We start from the raw sequence: 21,916 nt of genomic DNA on the forward strand, positions 1-21,916 counted from the left end.
GAATCGATCCACTTCGCTCCTTTCGCGCCGATGCGTCACCTTCCCGCTCTCGCCACTCTTCGCCGCTCGCCCATCGCAGCCCTGTCCGCCGCGCTGATCGCCGCCTTCGCCGTGACCGGCTGCGTGCGGCTGTCGACCTTCGACCCGAACGGACTCTGGAAAGTGGTGGGCGGCCAATGCGTGCCGAACGCGCGCGACAAGGGCGATCCCGGCCCGTGCACAACGGTCGATTTCCAGAAGCGCTATGCGGTGCTCAAGGACATCAACGGCCGCGCGCAATATCTGCTGATTCCGACCGACCGCGTTTCCGGCATCGAAAGCCCGGAGATTCTCTACGGCGGCTCGCCCGAATACTGGGTGGGCGCATGGGACGCGACGCGCTACGTCAACGCGAAGCTCAAGACCACGCTCGCACCGACGCAACTCGGCCTCGAAATCAACGCCACGGAACGGCGCTCGCAGAATCAACTGCATATCCACGTCGATTGCATGCGCGCCGATATCGCCGACGCGCTCGCGCCTTATCGCCATGACGCGACCGACGCGTGGCGCTGGGCCACGCTCGACGGCAAGCGCTATCGCATCATGCGTGTGACGACTCTCGCCGACCGCAGCAATCCGTTCCGCGTGGTCGAGCGCGATCTGGACGCGAAGCAGAGCATGGGCGCGCAGACGATTCTCGTGACCGGCGCGGGCGCGGATACGGCACGCGACGGCTGGCTGATCGTCAACAGCGGGCTCGACGTGGAGAACGGTTCAGGCACCGCCGAAGGCCTGCTCGATCACGCGTGCAACGTCGCGCACGCGCAATAAGCGCAATGAGCGCAATAAGGCCGCTCGGGAAATCCGCTCACTAAGCCTCGCCGTCACGCGCGAGGCTCGCGAGCCAGCGGCGGATCACCTGCTCCTCGCCGGGTGTGAAGCCGTCGATCATCTGCGCTTCGAGCTTCTTCACGCGCGCGCGGCATTGCTTGAGCAACGCGAGCCCCGCTACGGTCGCGTCGATCTGCTGAATGCGCCCGTGCACCGGATGCGGACGCCGCTCGATCGCGCCATCGCGTTCGAGATTGCCGACGATCACACTCACGGTCTGCGGCGTGAGCGCGGCGAGCCGCGCGAGGTCCGCGCCCGAAATGCCGGGATAGGCCACGAGCATCGTCAACACCACGAATTGCGGCGGCGTGATACCGAGATCGGCCAGCGCGCGCTCCATGCGCAAGCGATGCGCCGCGCCGGCCTGACGCAGCAGATAACCCAGATACCCGGTCTCGCCGCGCTTGCCTTCGCCTGGCGCGGGAATCGCGGGTGTGCCAGGCGGCGTGCTTTCCGTCCCGATTTTGGCCGACCGCTTCGTCGTGTTGCGCATGATGTCAGAGTTCGAATATGATGTTCGTGCTCTGATATTAACCGCCAACCCGCGCGAGGTCCAGTCATGTCCGGCACGTCTACCCGCATCAGCTATGAAACGTTCGCCCACGAAGCGCAGTCCGTGGTGGCCGGCCTCGTCACGATGAGCAAGGCCGTCGACGCCTCCGGCCTCGAAAAGCCGCTCACCGAATTGCTGAAGATTCGCGCCTCGCAAATCAACGGCTGCGCGTTCTGCATTCAGTACCACCTGAATATCGCGCGCGACCTGCCGGGCGAAGCGCTCACGCGCACGAAGCTCGATCTGCTCCCGGCCTGGCACGAAGCGCCCGAGCATTACACGGCGCGCGAACGCGCGGCGCTCGCCTATACGGAAGCGCTGGTTTCGCATCTGCACGAAGGCGTGAGCGACGCCCTCTACGCAGAAGTGGCGCAGCAGTTTCCCGGCATGCAGATGGCGTTTCTGACGTCGGCCATCGCGAACATCAACGCATGGAATCGCATTGCGGTCGCGCTGCGATTCGCGCCGCCGGTGCCGATGAACACGGCCTGAAACAACACCGCAAAAAAAGAAGGCGTTCCGCTCTCGCGAAACGCCCCAGGGTCATACGCTCTCACGCGTCAAAACATCCGCCGCGACAGTCGCGGTAATCGCGCCAATCGCCTCATTCGGTTTCGAGCATCAGCAGTTGCGCGCCGTCCGCGACCTGATCGCCCACGCCGTAGAGCACTTCAGTCACCTTGCCCGCTGCCGGTGCGCCGATGGTGTGCTCCATCTTCATCGCCTCCATGACGATGAGCGGCGCGCCCTTTTCGACCACCGCGCCGGGCTCGACCAGCACCGCGATGACCTTGCCCGGCATCGGCGCCGTGAGACGCCCTTCGCCGTGCTCGGTGTCCGCCGCATGTGCCAGCAGGTTCTGCCATTCGAACGACAGCGCCGCGCCCAGACAGAACACATGAAACACGTCACCTTCGATGAACACGCGCCCCGTCACGCGCGTATCGCCGACCGTTGCGCCGTATTCGTTCGCACCCTCGCCGCGCCACCACGTAAAGCGCTCGTCGCTTCCGGCGCACGCAATCGTCTGCGCGCCGCCGTCGTGCGCGAACGCCACGTCGATCGACGCATCGTTTTCCGTATCGCGCCACGTGAAGGTCTGCGTGAAGCCGCTGTTGAGCCGCCAGTGCGCGAGCGCCTGCCACGGCGACGCCGTGTTCGACGCGCCGCCCTCCCGCCCGAGTAGCGCCGCGCACGCCAGCGCCAGCGCCTCGCGCAACGGCTTCCGCTGCGGCGCGAACAGCGCGTCGTGATGACGCTCGATCAGGCCCGTATCGAGATCGGCGTTCGCAAACGGTTCGCTCGTCACAAGCCGATGCAGGAACTCGACGTTCGTGCTCGGCCCCACCACTTCGCAGGCTTCCAGCGCGCGCTGCATGCGCGCGAGCGCATCGGCGCGCGTGGCGCCATGCACGATCAGCTTCGCGATCATCGGATCGTAGAACGGCGTGATCGTGTCGCCTTCGCGCACGCCGCTGTCGATGCGCACATGCGCGCGCTGCCCCGCGTCGCCGAGCCGGAACTCCACGCCCTCCGGCATGCGCAGATGCTTGAGCGTGCCCGTCGACGGCAGGAAGCCGCGCGCCGGATTCTCCGCATAAATTCGGGCTTCGAGCGCGTGCCCCGTCACCGCGAGCTGCGTCTGATCGAGCGGCAGCGGTTCGCCCGCCGCCACGCGCAACTGCCATTCGACAAGATCGAGTCCCGTGACCATTTCCGTCACCGGATGCTCAACCTGCAAGCGCGTGTTCATCTCCATGAAGTAGAAGCTCGCGCCCGTCATGATGAATTCGACGGTGCCCGCGCCCACGTAATTCACCGCGCGCGCGGCGGCCACCGCGGCTTCGCCCATCGCGCGGCGCACGTCGTCGGCGAGGCCCGGCGCAGGCGCTTCTTCGAGCACCTTCTGGTGACGGCGCTGCACTGAACAATCGCGATCGAACAGATAAACCGCGCCGCCATGCCGGTCGGCGAACACCTGCACTTCCACGTGACGCGGGCGCTGCAAATACTTTTCGATCAGCACGCGGTCGTTGCCGAAACTGCTCGCGGCTTCACGCTTGCACGACGCGAGCGCCGCGCCAAAATCCTCGCTGCGCTCGACCACGCGCATGCCCTTGCCGCCGCCGCCCGCGCTCGCCTTGAGCAGCACGGGATAACCCATCGCATCGGCTTCGCGCTGGAGCAGCGCGGGATCTTGATCGTCGCCGTGATAACCGGGCACGAGCGGCACCGCCGCCGCGTGCATCAACGCCTTGGCGGCGGCCTTCGAACCCATCGCCGCAATCGCGTCCACCGGCGGCCCGATGAAGACGATGCCCGCTTCCTCGCAGGCGCGGCCAAAGTCTTCGTTCTCCGAAAGAAATCCGTAGCCCGGATGAATCGCCTGCGCGCCGGTCGCCTTCGCGGCGGCGATGATGCGCTCGATACGCAAATAGCTTTGCGCCGCGCTCGCCTCGCCGATATGCACGGCTTCGTCGCAGGCGGCCACGTGCTTCGCGTTCGCGTCCGCATCCGAATACACGGCCACGCTTTTCACGCCGAGACGGCGGCACGTAGCCGCGACGCGGCAGGCAATCTCGCCCCGGTTGGCGATCAGAATCTTGTTGAACATGAATGGTCTCGCGATATCTGGGCTTGCACAGCAATCAGGCGCGCCAGCGCGGCGTGCGCTTTTCCAGGAACGACGACACGCCGTCGCGGCCTTCGTCGCTCGCGCGGATGCGGGCGATGCGCGCGGCCGTATCGGCGATCAGCGCATCGTCGATGGGCGCGCTCGCGACGTCCTGCACGAGCTGCTTGCACTCGCGCACCGCGTTCGGGCTGTTCGCGCAGAGCGTCTGCGCGAGGCGCTGCACGGTGGCGTCGAGATCGGCGGCGCTCACCGCCTCGCTCACGAGGCCGAGGCGCAGCGCGGTCGCGCAATCGAAGGCCTCCGCCGTAACGAAATAGCGGCGCGATGCCTGCTCGCCGAGCGCGCGAATCACATACGGCGCGATGGTCGCGGGCATCAGACCGAGGCGCGCTTCGGAGAGGCAGAAGTTCACCGTGTCCGCCGCCACGACGATGTCCGCCGTGCAGACGAGGCCCATGCCGCCCGCGTAGGCGTCGCCCTGCACGCGCGCGATCACCGGCTTCGGGCAGCGATACACGGCCGCGAGCATCTGCGCGAGGCCCATCGCGTCGGCGCGATTTTCCGCGTCGGAATAGCCCGCCATCTTGCGCATCCAGTTCAGGTCCGCGCCCGCGCAGAAGGCCTTGCCGTTGCCCGCGAGCACGATCGCACGCACGTCGTCGCGCGCGCCGAGCGCCGTGAATGCGGCGCTCAATTCGGCGATCATGGTTTCGTTGAACGCGTTGCGCACGTCGGGGCGATTCAGCGTGACCGTCGCGATGTGCTCCGCGACGTCGACGAGCAACGTTTCATATTGCACGTTCGGCATGTTTTGCATCGGCATGTCTTCTCCGTGGCTGCGCTCACATGCGGAACACGCCGAAGCGCGTTTCCTCGATGGGCGCATTCATCGTTGCCGAGAGCCCGAGACCGAGCACATCGCGCGTTTGCGCGGGATCGATCACGCCGTCGTCCCAGAGGCGCGCGCTCGCGTAATACGGGTGCCCCTGGCGTTCGTATTGATCGCGGATCGGCTGCTTGAACGCCTCTTCTTCCTCCGCGCTCCACGCACCGCCCTTCGCTTCGATCCCGTCGCGGCGCACCGTCGCGAGCACCGACGCGGCCTGCTCGCCGCCCATCACCGAAATGCGCGCGTTGGGCCACATCCACAGGAAACGCGGTGAATACGCGCGCCCGCACATGCCGTAGTTGCCCGCGCCGAACGAGCCGCCGATGATCACCGTGAACTTCGGCACCTTCGCCGTGGCGACCGCCGTCACCATCTTCGCGCCGTTGCGCGCGATGCCTTCGTTCTCGTACTTGCGGCCCACCATGAAGCCCGTGATGTTCTGCAAAAACACGAGCGGAATCTTGCGCTGGCAGCACAGTTCGATGAAGTGCGTGCCCTTGAGCGCCGACTCCGAAAACAGAATGCCGTTGTTCGCGACGATGCCGACCGGATGCCCCCAGATATGCGCGAAGCCCGTGACGAGCGTCGTGCCGTAACGCGCCTTGAATTCGTCGAAGGCCGAGTCGTCGACGATACGCGCGATCACTTCGCGCACGTCGAAGGGCTTGCGCGTATCGACGGGAATCACGCCGTAGAGACTTTGCGCGTCGTAGCGCGGCGGCAGCGGCTCCTTCAACGCGAGCGAAGGCGTCTTGACGCGATTCAGATTGCCGACGATCGAACGCGCGATCGCGAGCGCATGCGCGTCATTCTGCGCCAGATGATCGGCCACGCCCGACAGGCGCGTATGCACGTCGCCGCCGCCGAGATCTTCGGCGCTCACTTCCTCGCCGGTCGCCGCCTTCACGAGCGGCGGGCCGCCGAGAAAAATCGTGCCCTGATTCTTCACGATGATCGATTCGTCGCTCATGGCGGGCACATACGCGCCGCCCGCCGTACACGAACCCATCACCACGGCGATCTGCGGAATGCCCTGCGCGGACAGATTCGCCTGGTTGTAGAAGATGCGGCCGAAGTGATCGCGATCGGGAAAGACCTCGTCCTGATTCGGCAGATTCGCGCCGCCCGAATCGACGAGATAGACGCACGGCAAGCGGTTTTCCTGCGCGATTTCCTGCGCGCGCACGTGCTTCTTCACCGTGACGGGATAGTACGTGCCGCCCTTCACCGTGGCGTCGTTGCAGACGATCACGCACTCCTGGCCCGCGATGCGCCCAATGCCGGTGATGACGCCCGCACCCGGCGCGTCGTCGTTATACATGCCGTAGGCGGCGAGCTGCGAGAGTTCGAGAAACGGCGTGCCCGGATCGAGCAGTTGCGCGATGCGCTCGCGCGGCAGCAGCTTGCCGCGCGAGACGTGCTTGTCGCGCGCCGCCGCGCCACCGCCCAGCGAGAGCTTCTGGATCTTCTCGCGCAGGTCGGCGACGAGCGCATCGAGCGCGGCGGCGTTGGCCTTGAAATCGTCCGAGCGCGGATTGAGCTTCGATTCGATGATCGGCATCGGGGCTTCCTGTCTGAATCGTTCTGGGCGATAGTTAGGATTACATCGTTTCCGCAAACAGTTCGCGGCCGATCAACATGCGGCGAATCTCGCTCGTGCCCGCGCCGATTTCGTAGAGCTTCGCGTCGCGCCAGAGACGTCCGACCGGATACTCGTTGATGTAACCATTGCCGCCGAGAATCTGAATGGCTTCGCCCGCCATCCACGTGGCCTTTTCGGCGGTGTAGAGAATCACGCCCGCGCAGTCCTTGCGCACCTGGCGCACGTGCTCCTTGCCGATCGTATCGAGTTGACGGCCCACGGCGTAGAGATACGCGCGGCACGCCTGATACGTGGTGTAGAGGTCGGCGACCTTGCCCTGAATGAGCTGGAATTCGCCGATGGCCTGGCCGAACTGCTTGCGCTCGTGAATGTACGGCACGACCGAATCCATGACCGCAGCCATGATGCCGGTGGGGCCGCCCGCGAGCACGGCGCGTTCGTAGTCGAGCCCGCTCATCAGCACCTTCACACCGCCGTTGAGCTGACCGAGGATGTTTTCCTCGGGCACGTCCACGTCCTGAAACACGAGTTCGCCGGTGTGCGAGCCGCGCATGCCGAGCTTGTCGAGCTTCTGCGCGACCGAAAAGCCCTTCATGCCCTTTTCGACGATAAAGGCCGTGATGCCCTTCGCGCCTGCCTGCGGATCGGTCTTCGCATAGACCACGAGCGTGTCGCAATCCGGGCCGTTGGTGATCCACATCTTGGTGCCGTTGAGCACGTAGCGATCGCCCTTTTTCTCGGCGCGCAGCTTCATGCTGACCACGTCCGAGCCTGCGTTCGGCTCGCTCATCGCGAGCGCGCCCACGTGTTCGCCGGACAGGAGCTTCGGCAGATATTTGCGCTTTTGCGCTTCGGTGCCGTTGCGGTGAATCTGGTTCACGCAGAGGTTCGAATGCGCGCCATACGACAGACCCACCGACGCCGACGCGCGCGAGATCTCCTCCATCGCCACCATGTGCGCCGTGTAGCCCATGTTCGCGCCGCCGTACTCCTCCGCGACGGTCATGCCGAGCACGCCCAGGTCGCCGAACTTGCGCCACAGGTCCATCGGGAATTGGTCGGTGTGGTCGATTTCGCCCGCGCGCGGGGCGATCTCCCTGGCCGCGAAGTTCGTGATGCTGTCGCGCAGCATCTCGATTTCTTCGCCGAGCGGGAACTGCAAACCGGGTACGTTGCTCATCTGTCTGTCTCCTGTGTGCGGGCGCGGGCCTGGCCGCGTGGGGCGCATGCTGTCCTCTTCGTCACACATTTCACGCCACATTTACGTTAACGTCAATAGGGGATTTTGAGCATCACTCAGATTTCCGATTTAGCGCGCGGCGCGCCGCCATAAACGCCTTGAATCGCCGACGGAATCGTGCATAATCGGCGGCAAATCCGCACGGAAGTGAATCTGACTCAGAATGACCGCCACCGCCCATCCCGTCCTGCCCGCGTCGCGCCGCCAGCCGGCCGGGCGCAAGTCCCAGCAGCGCGTCAAGGAGATCCTCGAAGCGGGGCGCGCGGTGTTCTCCGAAAAAGGCTACGCGCGCGCCACCACGGCCGAGATCGCGCAGCGCCTGGGCATTTCGGAAGCCACCGTGTTCAGCTATTTCCGCGGCAAGCGCGAACTGTGCGCGCGCGTGATCGGCGACTGGTACGACGAATCGATCGAGGCGATCGAAGCCGGGCTGCCGCGCGACGGCACGGTGCATCAGCAGTTCACCTTCATCGTGCGCATGCATCTGCAACTGATGCTGGAGAGCGGCACCGGTATCTGCGAACTCGTGCTGTCCGAGGGGCGCACGCGCCATCACGATCTGAGCGAAGCGCTCGTGGAAATGCAGCGCCGCTACACGGCGCCGCTCATGCGCGTGCTCGCGCGCGGTCAGGAATGCGGGCAGATTCGCAACGACATGCCGCTGCGTCTGCTGCGCTCGCTGGTATTCGGGCCGATGGAACACGTGCTCTGGGACGCGACGCTCGCCAATCGCCGCACCGATATCGCGGCCACCGCCGAACAGCTCGCCAACGTGTTGTGGAGCGCGCTGCAGCCGCCCAATATCGAACTGGCGGCGCTCGCGCAATTCAGTCAGGACGTGGGTGAAGCGATGCGGCGGCTGGAGCGCGAACGCACATCGTGAAGCGCTGAGCGAATCACGCTAAGCTGGCGCTCTCGCGACATCGCCCATGCACGCCACGCTCATGTCCACGCTCTCCGCTTCGCTCGCCTCGCGCTTCGCCTCGCTCGCACTCGCGCATCTCACGCGCGAATATCCGAACAAGCTCACCCACGCACTCGCGGGTCCGCAGGACGTGCAGACGCCGCGCGCGCTGCATCCGGTGTTCTACGGCAGCTACGACTGGCATTCGTGCGTGCACGGCTACTGGCTCATTGCGCATCTGCTCGACCGCTTCCCCGATCTGCCGGAAGCGCCGCGCATCGTCGCCGTCATCGACGAACATTTCACCGATGCAAACATGGCCGCCGAGCGCGCCTATCTCGACCTGCCGCATAACCGTGGCTTCGAGCGTCCGTATGGCTGGGCGTGGTTGCTCGCGCTCGCCGCGCAACTGCACGCGATGACGACGCCCGAGGCCGCGCGCTGGTCGCGCGCGCTTGCGCCGCTCACGGAGACCTTCGTCGAGCGCTTCGAGGAATTTCTGCCGATATCGACTTATCCGCTGCGCGTGGGCACGCATTTCAACACGGCGTTCGCGCTCACGCTCGCGCTGGATTTCGCGCGCCAAACGCAGCGCGATTCGCTGGCAACACGGATCGAGCAAACCGCGCGACGCTGGCATGAAAACGATGCGGACTGCCAGGCATGGGAGCCATCGGGCGACGAGTTTCTGTCGCCGTCATTGATGGAAGCGGTGTTGATGAGCCGCGTGTTGCGCGCCGATGAATTCGCGCCGTGGTTCGCGCGCTTTCTGCCCGCGCTGGCGAATCGCGAACCCGCCACGCTCTTTATTCCCGCCACGGTCAGCGACCGCAGCGACGGCAAGATCGCGCATCTCGACGGACTGAACCTGAGCCGCGCGTGGTGCCAGCGCACGCTCGCGCGCGCCTTGCCCGCGAACGATCCGCGCGCCGACGCGCTGCGCGAAGCGGCGCAGACGCATCTGGACGCGGCGCTCGAACACGTCGCGGGCGACTACATGGGCGAGCACTGGCTCGCCACTTTCGCCACGCTCGCGCTCGACGCCTGAATTCAAGCCGTCGCGGCTTCCTGCGCCACGCGCTCGCACAACGACGCGGGATCGAGCAGCATCAGCGTGCCCTGGCCGGGCAATTCGACGGCCTCGCGCATGTCGCTGCGCACATTCGCGCCCGCCGCGCGCGTGAGCATGGCGGGCATCGCGAGTTGCGATCCGCTCTTGAGCGTCACGATATCCTCGACGGAATCCACAAGGAGTCCGTATTTGTCGCCGTGATGCTCGACGATCAGGATCTTCGCGCGCGACAGATCCTCGTACGGCGGCATCGCGTACATCGCACGCACGTCGATCACCGTCACGAGCACGCCGCGCAGGTTCAGCACGCCGCGCACGAACGCAGGCAAGCCCGGCGTCTTCACCGTATCGTGGCGATAGTCGATCACCTCGCGCAACTCGGTAATCCGCACGCCGAGCAACTGGCCGATGCGGAACGTCACGAGCGTCTGACGCGTGCCCGTACCGCGTTTTTGCGCGACGCTGGCCGTCTCCGTGGCCTTGCGATAGAGATCGCGATGCCCCGCCGCGAGCGACGACACGCGCGCGTTCGAGTAGAGCGCATCGGCGTTGACGAGCAGGACGCCGCTCGCGCCCTCCGCGCCTTCCGCCGCCAGATAGCCCGCGAACAACGAACGATGCGCAGCGCCGTAAGACGGCATCGGCAACAACTCGTCCTCGCGATAGGCGACGATGCTCGCCACTTCGTCGACGAGCAAGCCGAAATACAGGTCCTCGCGATGCAGGATGACGATGCGCCGGTCATCGGCCGACGTCGTGCCTTCCGGCGCGCGCGCAAAGCCTAGGAAGCGGCCGAAATCGAGCACCGGCACAGTTGCGCCGCGCAGATTGAGCATGCCGATACACACGTCGTCGGCGAGCGGCGACTGCTGGAGCGCGGGCACGCGAATGATTTCCTGGATCGCGCCCATCGGCAGTGCGAGCGCGGTGCCGCCCACCTTGAACGAAACGTTCTGCCGCCGCTGCCCTTGCTGCGCGCGGCGCTCGATCGAGCGCGCGGCGGGCTCGGCCAGATGCGGCACGTCGCGCAGACGCAGCAGCGCGTCGGCGGACAGCACCTGCAAAATGCGCTCGCCGCCATCGAGCTTGAGCACCGCTCCGATCGCCGAAGGCGCGCTGCCCTCGGCCATCTCGATCGCGATGACCTGCTCCTTCGGCACGCGCAGGATTTCGCCGGTCGCGTCGAATTGCAGACCCACACGGCCGCCCGCCGCTTCGACTATTGCGATCTTGCGCACGCCCGTCACGCCTTCGTCGCGCAGATTCAGCAACTGGCGCAGATCGACCACGGGAATCAGCGTGCCGCGCAGGTTGAACAGGCCGAGCAGATATGTCGGCGCGAGCGGCACCGGCGTGAGCGTGCCCGGATGATTGACGACTTCCTGGAGCGACGCCACGGGCAACGCCAGCTCGGTGCCCGCGAGGTGAAACGACCCGTATAGCTCTAGCTTGCCGCTCGCGGCCAGCGCACGATGATTCATCGTGAAGCTCCTTGATTCGTTATGCGAACGACTTGTCAGTACTCACGCCGCGTTCACGCCGGACGTGTGAAATGGCGCACGGCGTAATGATGCTGTTCGCAGTCGATGGTCAATTGACGCCCGCACTCGCCGCCCACGTCGACATGCACCACGCGCACGCGCGCGCCCGCCAGCAGATTCTGGGCCATGCGCACGTTGAGATCGCCGATCGGCTCGTGAAGCGTGGTGCGGTGATGCATCATGTTCGCGCCGCCCGCGAGTACCGCTTCGATTTCGCCGTCCTGCGCGGCGTCGGCGCCCATCATCGCAATCAGCGCGGGCAGCGCCTCGACCACGTATTTCGCGCCGTTTCCGGTCTGCGCCGCACCCGGCGCGCGCGTGCTGCCCACGGGCTGCGGCAGCAGGCAATGCGCGAGCCCATACGTGCCGCGCGCGCGCCACAACAGGCCGATGCCCACGCACGAGCCGAGCGTCGCGCGCAGGATCTTCGCGTCGTCCGCACTGCTCACCGCGATCTCGCACATCCGCACTTGCACGTCACGCGTGCTCATGGTCGCGTTCCTCGTTGTGGTTTCCGTTGCGATAGATGAGCGGCTGCTCGAAGGTAAAATCCGTCGCCATGCGGCTCAACGATTCCGACTCGCCGACGATCAGCACGGCGTCGGGCCGCATCGCGCGGCGCACGTTCGCGAGCACCGCCTGTTGCCCTTCCTGATCGAAATAGATCAGCACGTTGCGCAACAGCACCAGATCGAACAGGCCGAGATCGCGTGGCAGCGCGTAGAGGTTGTGCTGCCGGAACGCGACGTTCGCACGCAGCGCATCGGTCACGCTCGCGCATTCGCCGTCGCTGCGCAGATACTTCTGCGCGAGCGCCGGATGATGCAGGCGCAAGCCTTCGAGACTGCGGCCCTGGTAGCGGCCCGCGCGCGCGGTCGCGAGAATGCCGTCCGAGATATCGGTGCCGACGATCGCGTAGCGAAACGACGGCTGGCGCGCGCGAAATTCCTCGCAGAGCATGGCCGTGGACCACGCTTCCTCGCCGCTCGACGCCGCCGCCGACCAGATGCGCAACGGCGCGCCCGTCTGCTGCGAATACCAGTACGGCAAGAACGCTTCGGACAGATACTCCCAGATGCGTGGCGTGCGGAAGAACGAAGTCTCGTTGGTCGTCACGAGGTCGATGAAATCGCGCACTTCGTCCACGTTGCTGTCGAGCACCTGAAGATAGTCGCGATAGTCGGGCAGGCCCAGCGCCATCACGCGCCGGCGCAAACGGCCCTTGAGCATGGTCCACTTGCGCTCGTTCATGGCGATGCCGGTGTGCCGCCTCACCTGCTCGAACAATGCGCGCTGCACCGACGCTTCGGCATCCTTATCGATATCCACTGCTGCCTCCTGCCCGTCAAACGACGAAGCGCGCAACCGTCGTGTCGAGTCCTTCCGCGCCGCCCTTGAGCGATGCCGCTGCGCGCGCGATGGTGTCGCACGCGCCCGCCGACTTCTCGGTCTCCTCGGCCACCTGCTGGATCGCGGCGGCCACTTCGCGCGCGGCGATCAACTGCTCGTCCGCGCCGCAGGAAATTTCGGAAATGGCTTGCGTCGTGCGGCTCACGCCCGAGAGAATGCGCTCGAACGCTTCGCCCGCCTGCTTCGAAATCTCGCTGCCTTGCGCGACGCGCTTGACCGACTCGTTGATGAGCTTGGAGATTTCCTTGGTCGCCTGCGAGGAGCGTTCGGCGAGCTTGCGCACTTCGTCGGCGACCACCGAGAAGCCGAGGCCGTGCTCGCCCGCACGCGCCGCCTCGATTGCTGCATTGAAGGCGAGCAGATTGGTCTGGCTCGCGATCTCGCCGATCACCTTGACGATCTCGCCGATATCTTCCGACGAGCGGTTGATCAGCTCCATCGATTCGATCGAGCGGCCCACCGCTTTCGCGCCGCGCTCCGCTTCCTGCTGCGTGTCCTTGGCGAGCTGGTCGGCGCCGCGCGAGTTGTCGGCGATCGAGTTGATCGATGCGGTCAGCTCCTCGATCGAGGCGTTCATTTCCTCGACCGTCGCGCCGAGCAGTTGCGCGCCGCCCGCAACGGTGTCCGCGCGCGCCGCGATGTCCTGCGACGAATCCTTGAACGTGCCCGCCGACTCCACCACCTTGCCGATCACGCTCGAAAGGTCGCTCATCATGCTCTTGATGCCCGCCGCGAGCTGGTCGATGGGATCGTCGCCGGCCACGTCCACCTTGCCCGTCAGGTCGCCCGCCGCCGCATTGCGCACCACATCGAGCAGCGTCGCCACCTTGCGCTGGTCGCTTTCTGCGCGGCGCTTCACGCTTTCTTCGAGTTCGACTTGCGCGCTCACGTCGTTGGCGAGCTTCACGACCTTGTAGAGGCGGCCGTTCACGTCGAAGATCGGGTTATAGGTCGCCTGGATCCACACCACGCGGCCGCCCTTGCCGACGCGCTTGTAACGCCCCGCATCGAATTCGCCGCGATTGAGCTTGGCCCAGAATTCGGCGTAGTCGGGACTGCACGCATACGTCTCCTCGCAGAACATGCGGTGATGCTTGCCCTGAATTTCGTCGAGCCGATAACCGAGCGTGTCGAGAAAATTCTGGTTCGCCTGCAGCACGATGCCCTGCGTGTCGAATTCGATCACGGCCTGTGCCTTGTCGATCGCGCGCAGACGGCCTTCGTACTCGGCATGTTGCTGCTTGATTGCCGTGATGTCGGTGGCGAACTTGATGACCTTGTACGGTCGGCCGTCCTCGCCGAATACCGGGTTGTACGATGCGTTGATCCAGATTTCGCGGCCGTCGCGGCCCAGACGCCGGTATTCGCCGCGATCGAATTCGCCGCGGGCGAGGCGCTCCCAGAACAGGCGATACGCTTCGCCGCGCGCATAGTCAGGATCACAGAACATTCGATGGTGCTTGCCGCGCACTTCTTCCAGCGTATAGCCAACGGTCGCGAGAAAGTTCTCGTTGGCGTGCAGGATGATGCCGTGCAGATCGAATTCGATCACGGCCTGCACGCGATTGAGCGCAGCGGTGACCGCGCTCAGCTCGATGAGTTCGAGCTGACGCTCGGGCGTCGAATGTTCCATCGTTATTTCCCTCGTGGTCGTGGCGCGCAATTCACATCAAGCGTGCAAATCGCACGCTGCTCTCAGTAATTTTTTCTGCCCTTAAAAATTCGCATTTTCTAATCGGGCAAAAGGACCGGCTTCTGGCGGCTAGTCCTACCAGCGCTATAACGGCCCACAATCTGGAGACCTTGACTAAGGGTTTCCTCTGACGCAAACGTTTGGTTTCGTCGATTTTTTAGGGCTATATCGGAGAAGGATATCCGGCTTACAAATACATGATTGAACTTTGCACACTGTGCGAATAATCACCGGAATAAATCATGCTTTGCAAATACGTTTTACATTTTTAATGAAAACCTTTTCAGCGTAATTTGAATAAAAAAGGCGCACCAGATGAGTGCGCCATTTATGCGAATTAATTCAGAGCGGATTTAACGGGCTGCGAAACTCACATAAGGCCCCGTGACGCTCCCACCCGAGCGCGTGCCCTCGATGCCGTACCAGACGCGCCGGCCATAGAGGAACGGCATGCCGAGATCGAGCGTTTGCGCGAGGAACGAGCCGATCGTGCTGAACGCCATGAATTTCGTCGACAGCAGCGTGCGCGCGTTGTCGATGCCCATGCTGGCCGTTGTCGCCGCGCCCGTGACGTCGGACAGTGCGAGCGAGCGCTGGATCACCGAAACGGGCGCATAGAAGCCTTGATATTGCGGCAGCGCCCAGTCCTCGAAACTCAGCGTGTTCGAGCCCGAATCGATGAAGGCGGCCACGGTGGCGCCGCCCGCGACGCTGCCGAGGAAGTTGCCCCAGCGGTCGGTCGTGAGGATCGTGGCGGCCGTGCCCGGCAGCGCGTTGTTCGACTGGGTGCCGACACCGAAGATGACCGTGCCCGACGCCGTGAGCGCGCCGCTCGCGTCGATCGCGGGCATATCGACGATCAGGCCGTTGTTGTCGACCGGGAACAGCGCGACGGGGTTGGTCACCTGGCTCGCGAGCGGCATGGCGATGGGCGTGGCCGGCGCGGCGTCCGCGTAGTAATAACCGGCCTGCGCCGTGTTCACGCAAGCCGCGCCGCAGTCCTGGCGCGCGACGCCCACGCCGAGAATGCCGTTCGCGCCGAGCGCCCTCACCGTATTGAGCGACGAGTTATAGACGCACGACGACGGCGCGCTCGACGCGATGGCCGGGTCGCCGATCACCTGGATCGGCACCGAGGCGGCGACTTCGCGCGAGAGTTTCACGTCGGCGCTACGCAGGCTGCCCCACGTGTAGCCCGAGCCGAACACGCCGCACGCGGCGACGTTGTTGCCGCTCGCGGCGTCGCGCTGGATCGGCAGCGCGGCCAGCGTGTCGGACGGGATCGTCGACGCGTAGAGGCGCAAGCCGAACGAGCCGGTATCGAGCAGCACGTTGTCGATCGTCGCGCACTTCGTCTGGGCGCTGCTGCCGGGCTGGCAGATCGTCACGCTCACGAGCGGGAAATTGAGCACGCTACTCGCCGACGACACGCGCACTGCGATCGTGTTGCCGATGTCGGCGCCAGAGCCGCTGTCCGAGGTGCCGCCGCTCGACGAACCGCTGCCGGAGGTGTCGCCGCCCGAAGTGCCGCTGCCGGAGGAGCCGCTGCCGGACGTATCGCCACCCGAAGTGCCTGAGCCCGAAGAACCTGAGGAACCCGACGAGCCCGAACTTCCCGACGATGTGCTCGATCCCGAGCCCGAATTGCCGCTCGTCGAATTGCTGTTGCCGGAGCCGCTGCTGCCACCGCTACCGCTATTGCCGCTGTTGCCACTGCTCGCGGAACTGCCGGAGCCGGACGTTCCCGAGTTCGCGCCCGAGTTCGTCCCCGAACCCGAAGCGCCGCTGCCCGACGACGTGCTGCCATTGGACACCGCCGCATTGCCCGACGCGTTATCGCCGTCACCGCCTCCACCGCCGCCGCAGGCCGCGAGTGCAACGCTCAGCGCGAGCGCCGACGCCATAAGAATCTTGTTCATCGTCTCGCTCCCGCTCATTGAATTTGATCTGCGTTCATGCCTTGCGGCAGCGCTTTCGGCAGCCACGCGCGGCCCGTCAGCGCACCCATGTGGCCGCCCGCTTCGACGGCCAGATCCGCGCCATGCATCGAGACGGGACCATGACCGCCGCCGCGCGCGGCGCGGGCGTCGGCGAGACCTTTTTGCCACGCCGGAAAGTAGCTGCCGAGCAGGCTCTCCAGCGAACCGACGCGCGGGCCGCGCCACGACACGGCGAACACCGTGCCCGCGCTGTCGAGATATTCGTGAATCACGGTGCCGTTATCGAGCGTGGCCGTGGTCACCGTGTAGGACGCGGCGACGCCGTTCGCGGCCGCCATCGTGCGCACGGCAGGCGCACGCTGTGCCGACGGATAAGCGGGCGCGCCGCCCAATCCGGCCCACACAGGCGCAGCGCTCATGACGGAACAAGCCATCACGCCCATCAGAAAATTCTTCACGTTTGTAGTCCTTATTAATTTTCACGAAGAGGGTCACGCCGATCACGCGGCGGTCGGTCAGTCTAAGTGGCGCATTCGCGTCTGCCTTGCGTAGCGAATCGAAATGACTATTCGATTTTTTCGCGAGCGCGCGCGACATCCGCAGCGCACACCCTGCAAGCCCGGCCACGCGGGCAAGGGCAGCACATCAACGAGGGAAAAAGAAGGTCGACTCGGACCGAGATCGAAGCATGCGCACACACCTTGAGGCGCGCACCTTGACCCGTCGATACGGTGTGGATTTCAGATCAATCGTGGAGACTTCGGCGATTTTTTCGGTTTGACGCAGACCCTGGGCGGATCCACCATCGGCAAAAACCCCGCATCTGAAATATCCAAATGTTACCGACAGACACCTTACGGCGCGAAAGCCGGCCGCGCACGAACCGGACGGGACGCGGCCGATGCGTGCCGATACGCCCATGAAGCCGGAGCTTGTCCGCCGAAGGGCGTACGACCGGCGCCTGCGCGACACCTTTCGTCACCCGGTTGTAACAACTCGAAAAAACCGTACAACTCGCGTAATTGCATTGAACCCCGCGTTGTCATAGCGTCTCACCATGCGCGGGCTGACCGGCCCGGGACCATCCGTACTGGAGATCGTTGTGAGAAGGTCGAAATTGATTCTCGGGGCTGCCGTGACCGCCATCGCCTGCGTGAGCGGCGCGGCGAACGCGGCGCACGTCGGCGTGTTCATCGGCGGCGGCGTGCCGTACTACTACCCCGTCGCACCCGTGCCCTATTACTACGGCCCGCCGCCCGTCATCGTCACGCCGCCGCCTCCGCCGCCGCCCGACTACGTCGAGCAAGGCCAACCAGGCGACCCGGACGCGGTCTACCAGCAAGGTCCCGCCGACGGCCCGAACGGGGTCGCCGCCGGCCAGAACGGCGACACGTGGTACTACTGCGACGCCTCCAAGACCTACTACCCGTACGTGAAGCAATGCGCGTCGGGCTGGCGCTCGGTGCCCGCCCAGGTGGCCCCTTCGAACTAACTCACCCAACGAGCTGCACATGAAATCGACTTATCTCGCGGTGCTTGCCGCGGCGGGGCTCCTGAGCGCGTGCGCCGTGGTGCCGACCGGCCCGAGCGTGATGGCGCTGCCCGGCACCGGCAAGACCTTCGACCAGTTCCGCAACGACGACTACAACTGCCGCCAGTTCGCCTTCCAGCAGGTCGGCGGCGGCGCGACCAATCAGGCCGCGACGAATGCGGGCGTGGGCAGCGCCGTGGTCGGCACCGCGCTCGGCGCGGCAGCGGGCGCGGCGTTCGGCGGCGGCCAGGGCGCGGCCATCGGCGCGGGCGCGGGCCTGCTCGCGGGCAGCGCCGTCGGCATGGGCAACGTGCAAGGCTCGGCCTACGACGTGCAGCGCCGCTACGACTACGCGTATCTCCAGTGCATGTACGGCAACGGCAACCGCATTCCGGTCGCGGGCCGCATGCAGACGCAGCAGCCGTATCAGACGCAGGCGCAACCGCAGCAGCGTTATCTGCCGCCGCCTCCGCCGGGCTCCCCGCCGCCCCCGGCGGATGGTGCGTACTGACGTTATCGCGCTCGCAAGCGCATCGACGGCACCAAGAAAAACGCGCCCGTATGGGCGCGTTTTTTATCGAAGAACACTCACGAAAGCACGCAGCGCGAACTCACTTCCCGGCGACCTTCGCCGCGATTGATTCGGCATCCGAATAAACTCCCGGCATCGTGCTCGTCCAGCCCGGATTCGCAGCCGAATCCAGCCCCGCCTTCAACAACGACAGACTCACGTGCTGCATCGCGCCCGTTTGCGGATCGATCAGCGTCATGTCCTGCGATCCCGTCGCGGCCTTGAGCTTGCCGTCGGGCGCGTCCTGATCTTCGAGCAAGGGTTGCAGCACCGGCGCGAGCGACTTGAGCAGCTGCACCGAAAGCGCGCTCGTGAACGTATAGCGCGCCGCATACGGCTCGTGCACCCACGCGGTCATCGTGCCGTAGAAACGATTGCCGATCACGAACACGAACGTGGCGCTGCGGTTCACCTTCCGCGACTCGATCAGCCGCGCGCCCGGCGCATAAACGTTGAAGCGCTGATCGCCCGTGCCGGTCTTGCCGTAGACGTCGAGCTTCTTGCCGTCCGGGAAGGTCATGCCATCGGCGAGACGTCTGGCCGTGCCGCCCTCCACCACCGACGTGAGCAGCTCACGCACCACCTTCGAAACCTCCGGCGAAATCAGCGGCTGCGGTGGCGTGGACGTATGCACGAAGCGCGTTTCGTACGGCGTGCCGCGCGCGAAGTCGAGCGATTCGAAGCTATGCGTCGGCAGCTTCTGGCCGTCGCTCGACACGAGGCCGATCAGATACGCGAGCGCCGAAGGCCGGTCGCCCGATGCGCCGATCGCCGCGCCATACGACGGCGTGATGTTGTCGAACGGATAGCCAAGCGCGCGCCACGACTTGCCGATCGAGTCATACGCGCGCAGTTCGATCATGCGGCGGATGCGCCGGTCCTGGGTCGCGTGGTACTTCGTCTTGAACAGCCACTTGTACGTGTACAGGCGCGTGTCGCGGCTCGCTTGCTGCACCTGCGCGAGCGTCGCATCGGGATGCGAGCGCCGATACAGCAGCAGCCACAATTCGAGCGGATGAATGCCCGCGATATAGCCGCGATCGTTGAGGTTGAATTTGTCGATCGCGTACTTGTCGTAGTACTTCGCGAGATCTTCGTCGTCGAGCCACTGGAACTTCGTGTTCTTCAGTTGCGCGCGCATCTGCGTGTCGAACCACGCGAGCGTGCCGTCCGGGTTCGTGCTGCGCAGCACGGTCGCGATCCGCGCCGGGCCCTTGCGCGTGTGCTGAAGCAGGATCTGCAGCGCTTCGTCGTCGCTCTTGCCTTGATAGCGCGAGTAGAAGCGCTTCATGTAGACCTGGCTTTCGCCATCGGCGAACTGCGTGAGGAAGCGGCTGCGCACCGCGGGATCCTCAAGCCACGTGGCGGGCGGCCCGGTGGTCTGAATCATCTCGTAGTGAACGATGTCGCGCATCAGCCGCACGAACACGAGATTCACGGAATGCTGGAATGCGCGGTGCAAGGTGAGGATCGAGCCGTTGTCGCTCGACTCGAAGTTGTTGAAGCTCTGCGCGCCGCCGCCCGTGTAGAAGGTTTCGCCCGGATTCGCCGAGTATTTGCGCTCCACGGCCGCTTCGAGCATCGCGGGCAGTGTGCGGTCCGAAGTCTTCGACAGATAATCGAGCGCCCAGCGCGTGAGCGCATCGCTCGGGTCCGTTTGCGCGAGTTCCGCGCGCAGCGTCTTCGCGTCCTGATCGGCGTACTTCGCGTGCAGCGCGCTCACGATCTGCAGATACGTGATGATGGTGCGCAGCTTCGCCGTCGAGCCCAGATTCAGGCGCGCGCCCGAGTTGATGTCGAACGGCTGGTTCACGCTGTCGGTTTGCACGCGCACGAGATTTTCGCCGCCGCGCCGCTCGAACAGCGTGAAGCTGTAGGCGATCTTCGACGGATCGTCGGCGGGGCGCAGCATCTCGAAGCCGACGAGTCCCGCCGCGCGCGCGCCGTCCTTGGTCGCGGCGTCGGCGAGCCGGTCGCTCACGGCCTGCTGCACGCCGTCGTCGAGCGTGGCGGTCGCGGTCAGGTCGAGGCGGTCGAGATCGTAGAGCGTCTTCAGGCCGAGCGCCTGCATCAGCTGCGTGCGCAGCGTGAGCACGGCCTTGCGGTCCACGTAGGACACCGCCGGGCGCGGCGCGGGCTTCGAGCGGTCGAGCGTCAGTTGCGTGGCGAGCGCGGCGTCGCGCAACTGCGGCGAGATCACGCCGCCGTTCGCGAGCAGACGCAGGTAGCTGTCGGTGAGCTTCGCGAGCGCGTCGTGGTTCTTTTGCAGGAAATACGTGGGCGCGCGTTGCGCGATCAGCAGCGACAGCACCTGGCGGAACGCGAGCGCCTGTTCGTCGAGCGTCGCGCTCGAAATCGGCTCGCGCAGCACGCGGTTCACGTCGCGGAAATCGCGTCCATACCAGGCCGCCAGCCCGTCGCCGATGCCGTTGACTTCGCCGATGCCCGCCTTCGCCGCGAGCGGCACCGAATTCAGATAGTGAACGAGAATCTGCTGACGCGCGGGCATGGTCTGCGGCCCGTCGAGATACGCGCGCACGGAAGCGGACGCGATCTGGCGCAGTTTCTCGGGCGGCGTCGAAGTGCGCCCGCCGGTCGAATGGCGAAACTTCTCGATCTGCGTGGCGAGCGTGCTGCCGCCCGGCGTCTGCTGATGGCGATTGACGAGCCGCGCGCCCTGATCGACGAGCGCACGGCTAAATCGCCCCCAGTCGATAGCAGGATTGCGGTTCGGCTGATCGTAGGCGAGCAGGTATTTGTCTTCGATGAACAGGAGCGAGTCGCGCACGAGCGGCGGCACGGCGTCGAAACTTTCGTAGGCGCGCTGCGGATAACGCGTGTGGAACAGCGTCGCGCCGTTCACGTCGCGCAGCACGATGCCGGCCTGATCCTTTTCCTCATACGGCAGAAACAGGCCCTGATCGGCCAGCGAAATCATGCGTTCCGAATCGCGCGCCTGGGAAGCGATCGTGAAGCCGCGCTGCGCGAGCCGGTCGGTGAACATGGGCAACTGGGCGTAGCCGAGCCGCGTGTCGTAGGGACCGTTCGTGGTGGGAAAGCGAACGCTGTGGCTCGGCCCGTTCTCGACGGTAAAACCGATATCGCGCGTGAGTTCGGAGAGATAGCGCGCCTGCAATCGCGAGGTGTCGATCTCGATCTGCACGATTCGCGCGAGGATCACGATCGCCGCCAGCAACGCGACGATAAAACCCCATTTGATCCACCGCCAGACCGAGGCGGTGCCGGTGGCACGTACTGGAAAACGGACCGAAGGGCGGCTCATGGTTATTCTCCCTGACGTCGCGTCAGATTGCGGAGTGCACCTCTCGGGTAGTCTATCTCGCCGCGATCAAACGTGTACGCCTGTGTCGCGCATCGGGCGCGCGAGTCGTATCGCCGCAACACACGTGCCTGTTTATGACGTCGTGCGCGGGGGTTTGCGTCACGCGAATGCCATTTTT

At 65.2% G+C, this 21,916-nt stretch carries 18 protein-coding genes; 6 read left to right on the forward strand and 12 right to left on the reverse strand.

Annotated elements, in window-relative coordinates:
- Window positions 1-30: 30 nt before the first annotated feature.
- Window positions 31-813, forward strand: a complete 783-nt coding sequence (locus LDO54_RS28855) for a CDP-diacylglycerol diphosphatase (protein ID WP_224014441.1) — start codon at window positions 31-33, stop codon at window positions 811-813.
- A gap of 40 nt (window positions 814-853) precedes the next feature.
- Here LDO54_RS28855 and LDO54_RS28860 read toward each other — a convergent pair whose 3' ends face one another.
- Window positions 854-1,366 carry a MarR family winged helix-turn-helix transcriptional regulator gene (locus LDO54_RS28860; RefSeq protein WP_224014443.1) on the reverse strand — a complete coding sequence of 171 codons (513 nt, stop codon included), beginning with the start codon at window positions 1,364-1,366 and terminating at the stop codon, window positions 854-856.
- Window positions 1,367-1,432: 66 nt separating this feature from the next.
- On the opposite strand from LDO54_RS28860, the gene LDO54_RS28865 reads away from it, so the two are divergent.
- Complete coding sequence (locus LDO54_RS28865; RefSeq protein ID WP_224014445.1) at window positions 1,433-1,918, forward strand: carboxymuconolactone decarboxylase family protein; 486 nt, start codon at window positions 1,433-1,435, stop codon at window positions 1,916-1,918.
- Window positions 1,919-2,030: 112 nt separating this feature from the next.
- On the opposite strand, the gene LDO54_RS28870 is transcribed toward LDO54_RS28865, so the two are convergent.
- The 4 genes from LDO54_RS28870 to LDO54_RS28885 are packed head-to-tail and all read right to left on the reverse strand — an operon-like array spanning window position 2,031 to window position 7,733.
- Window positions 2,031-4,040, reverse strand: coding sequence for an acetyl/propionyl/methylcrotonyl-CoA carboxylase subunit alpha (locus LDO54_RS28870; RefSeq protein WP_224014447.1), 2,010 nt, complete (start codon window positions 4,038-4,040; stop codon window positions 2,031-2,033).
- 34 nt (window positions 4,041-4,074) lie between these two features.
- Window positions 4,075-4,860, reverse strand: coding sequence for an enoyl-CoA hydratase/isomerase family protein (locus LDO54_RS28875; RefSeq protein ID WP_224014522.1), 786 nt, complete (start codon window positions 4,858-4,860; stop codon window positions 4,075-4,077).
- 43 nt (window positions 4,861-4,903) lie between these two features.
- A complete protein-coding gene (locus LDO54_RS28880) occupies window positions 4,904-6,511 on the reverse strand; it encodes a carboxyl transferase domain-containing protein (RefSeq protein WP_224014449.1) in 1,608 nt (535 codons plus the stop codon).
- 40 nt (window positions 6,512-6,551) lie between these two features.
- Window positions 6,552-7,733: an isovaleryl-CoA dehydrogenase gene (locus tag LDO54_RS28885; RefSeq protein ID WP_224014450.1), complete on the reverse strand. Its 1,182-nt coding sequence runs from the start codon at window positions 7,731-7,733 to the stop codon at window positions 6,552-6,554.
- A 223-nt stretch (window positions 7,734-7,956) separates the two neighbouring features.
- Between LDO54_RS28885 and LDO54_RS28890 the strand changes: the two genes are divergently transcribed.
- On the forward strand, window positions 7,957-8,676 hold the full coding sequence (locus LDO54_RS28890; protein ID WP_224014452.1) for a TetR/AcrR family transcriptional regulator: 720 nt from the start codon (window positions 7,957-7,959) through the stop codon (window positions 8,674-8,676).
- 61 nt (window positions 8,677-8,737) lie between these two features.
- Window positions 8,738-9,745, forward strand: a complete 1,008-nt coding sequence (locus LDO54_RS28895) for a DUF2891 domain-containing protein (protein WP_224014523.1) — start codon at window positions 8,738-8,740, stop codon at window positions 9,743-9,745.
- Between the two features lie 2 nt (window positions 9,746-9,747).
- Here LDO54_RS28895 and LDO54_RS28900 read toward each other — a convergent pair whose 3' ends face one another.
- The 6 genes from LDO54_RS28900 to LDO54_RS28925 all read right to left on the reverse strand — a co-directional run bounded on the left by LDO54_RS28900 (window position 9,748) and on the right by LDO54_RS28925 (window position 16,811).
- Window positions 9,748-11,250 carry a chemotaxis protein CheW gene (locus tag LDO54_RS28900; protein ID WP_224014453.1) on the reverse strand — a complete coding sequence of 501 codons (1,503 nt, stop codon included), beginning with the start codon at window positions 11,248-11,250 and terminating at the stop codon, window positions 9,748-9,750.
- A gap of 53 nt (window positions 11,251-11,303) precedes the next feature.
- Window positions 11,304-11,801: a chemotaxis protein CheD gene (locus tag LDO54_RS28905; protein ID WP_224014455.1), complete on the reverse strand. Its 498-nt coding sequence runs from the start codon at window positions 11,799-11,801 to the stop codon at window positions 11,304-11,306.
- Window positions 11,788-12,639 (reverse strand): CheR family methyltransferase, encoded by an 852-nt coding sequence (locus tag LDO54_RS28910; RefSeq protein ID WP_224014457.1) that lies wholly within the window; start codon window positions 12,637-12,639, stop codon window positions 11,788-11,790. Before LDO54_RS28910 ends, LDO54_RS28905 begins: the two co-directional genes overlap by 14 nt.
- Window positions 12,640-12,655: 16 nt before the next feature.
- Complete coding sequence (locus LDO54_RS28915; protein WP_224014459.1) at window positions 12,656-14,353, reverse strand: methyl-accepting chemotaxis protein; 1,698 nt, start codon at window positions 14,351-14,353, stop codon at window positions 12,656-12,658.
- Between the two features lie 413 nt (window positions 14,354-14,766).
- Window positions 14,767-16,332, reverse strand: coding sequence for a DUF3443 family protein (locus tag LDO54_RS28920; protein WP_224014462.1), 1,566 nt, complete (start codon window positions 16,330-16,332; stop codon window positions 14,767-14,769).
- A 14-nt stretch (window positions 16,333-16,346) separates the two neighbouring features.
- Window positions 16,347-16,811 (reverse strand): DUF2844 domain-containing protein, encoded by a 465-nt coding sequence (locus LDO54_RS28925; RefSeq protein ID WP_224014464.1) that lies wholly within the window; start codon window positions 16,809-16,811, stop codon window positions 16,347-16,349.
- Between the two features lie 644 nt (window positions 16,812-17,455).
- Between LDO54_RS28925 and LDO54_RS28930 the strand changes: the two genes are divergently transcribed.
- A complete protein-coding gene (locus LDO54_RS28930; protein WP_224014466.1) occupies window positions 17,456-17,845 on the forward strand; it encodes a hypothetical protein in 390 nt (129 codons plus the stop codon).
- A 19-nt stretch (window positions 17,846-17,864) separates the two neighbouring features.
- A complete protein-coding gene (locus tag LDO54_RS28935) occupies window positions 17,865-18,395 on the forward strand; it encodes a glycine zipper family protein (protein WP_224014467.1) in 531 nt (176 codons plus the stop codon).
- A 100-nt stretch (window positions 18,396-18,495) separates the two neighbouring features.
- Here LDO54_RS28935 and LDO54_RS28940 read toward each other — a convergent pair whose 3' ends face one another.
- Window positions 18,496-21,738, reverse strand: coding sequence for a transglycosylase domain-containing protein (locus LDO54_RS28940; RefSeq protein WP_224014469.1), 3,243 nt, complete (start codon window positions 21,736-21,738; stop codon window positions 18,496-18,498).
- Window positions 21,739-21,916 lie beyond the last annotated feature (178 nt).

This window comes from Paraburkholderia tropica (genome assembly GCF_914484835.1).
Taxonomy (GTDB): domain Bacteria; phylum Pseudomonadota; class Gammaproteobacteria; order Burkholderiales; family Burkholderiaceae; genus Paraburkholderia; species Paraburkholderia tropica_A.

What these genes read in the sequence shown, in the direction of transcription:
- LDO54_RS28900 (WP_224014453.1), bottom strand. Translation starts at nt 11,250, where the DNA reads ATGAATCATCGTGCGCTGGCCGCGAGCGGCAAGCTAGAGCTATACGGG.
- LDO54_RS28880 (WP_224014449.1), bottom strand. Translation starts at nt 6,511, where the DNA reads ATGCCGATCATCGAATCGAAGCTCAATCCGCGCTCGGACGATTTCAAG.
- LDO54_RS28905 (WP_224014455.1), bottom strand. Translation starts at nt 11,801, where the DNA reads ATGAGCACGCGTGACGTGCAAGTGCGGATGTGCGAGATCGCGGTGAGC.
- LDO54_RS28870 (WP_224014447.1), bottom strand. Translation starts at nt 4,040, where the DNA reads ATGTTCAACAAGATTCTGATCGCCAACCGGGGCGAGATTGCCTGCCGC.
- LDO54_RS28890 (WP_224014452.1), top strand. Translation starts at nt 7,957, where the DNA reads ATGACCGCCACCGCCCATCCCGTCCTGCCCGCGTCGCGCCGCCAGCCG.
- LDO54_RS28935 (WP_224014467.1), top strand. Translation starts at nt 17,865, where the DNA reads ATGAAATCGACTTATCTCGCGGTGCTTGCCGCGGCGGGGCTCCTGAGC.
- LDO54_RS28940 (WP_224014469.1), bottom strand. Translation starts at nt 21,738, where the DNA reads ATGAGCCGCCCTTCGGTCCGTTTTCCAGTACGTGCCACCGGCACCGCC.
- LDO54_RS28920 (WP_224014462.1), bottom strand. Translation starts at nt 16,332, where the DNA reads ATGAACAAGATTCTTATGGCGTCGGCGCTCGCGCTGAGCGTTGCACTC.
- LDO54_RS28855 (WP_224014441.1), top strand. Translation starts at nt 31, where the DNA reads ATGCGTCACCTTCCCGCTCTCGCCACTCTTCGCCGCTCGCCCATCGCA.
- LDO54_RS28865 (WP_224014445.1), top strand. Translation starts at nt 1,433, where the DNA reads ATGTCCGGCACGTCTACCCGCATCAGCTATGAAACGTTCGCCCACGAA.
- LDO54_RS28895 (WP_224014523.1), top strand. Translation starts at nt 8,738, where the DNA reads ATGTCCACGCTCTCCGCTTCGCTCGCCTCGCGCTTCGCCTCGCTCGCA.
- LDO54_RS28860 (WP_224014443.1), bottom strand. Translation starts at nt 1,366, where the DNA reads ATGCGCAACACGACGAAGCGGTCGGCCAAAATCGGGACGGAAAGCACG.
- LDO54_RS28915 (WP_224014459.1), bottom strand. Translation starts at nt 14,353, where the DNA reads ATGGAACATTCGACGCCCGAGCGTCAGCTCGAACTCATCGAGCTGAGC.
- LDO54_RS28885 (WP_224014450.1), bottom strand. Translation starts at nt 7,733, where the DNA reads ATGAGCAACGTACCCGGTTTGCAGTTCCCGCTCGGCGAAGAAATCGAG.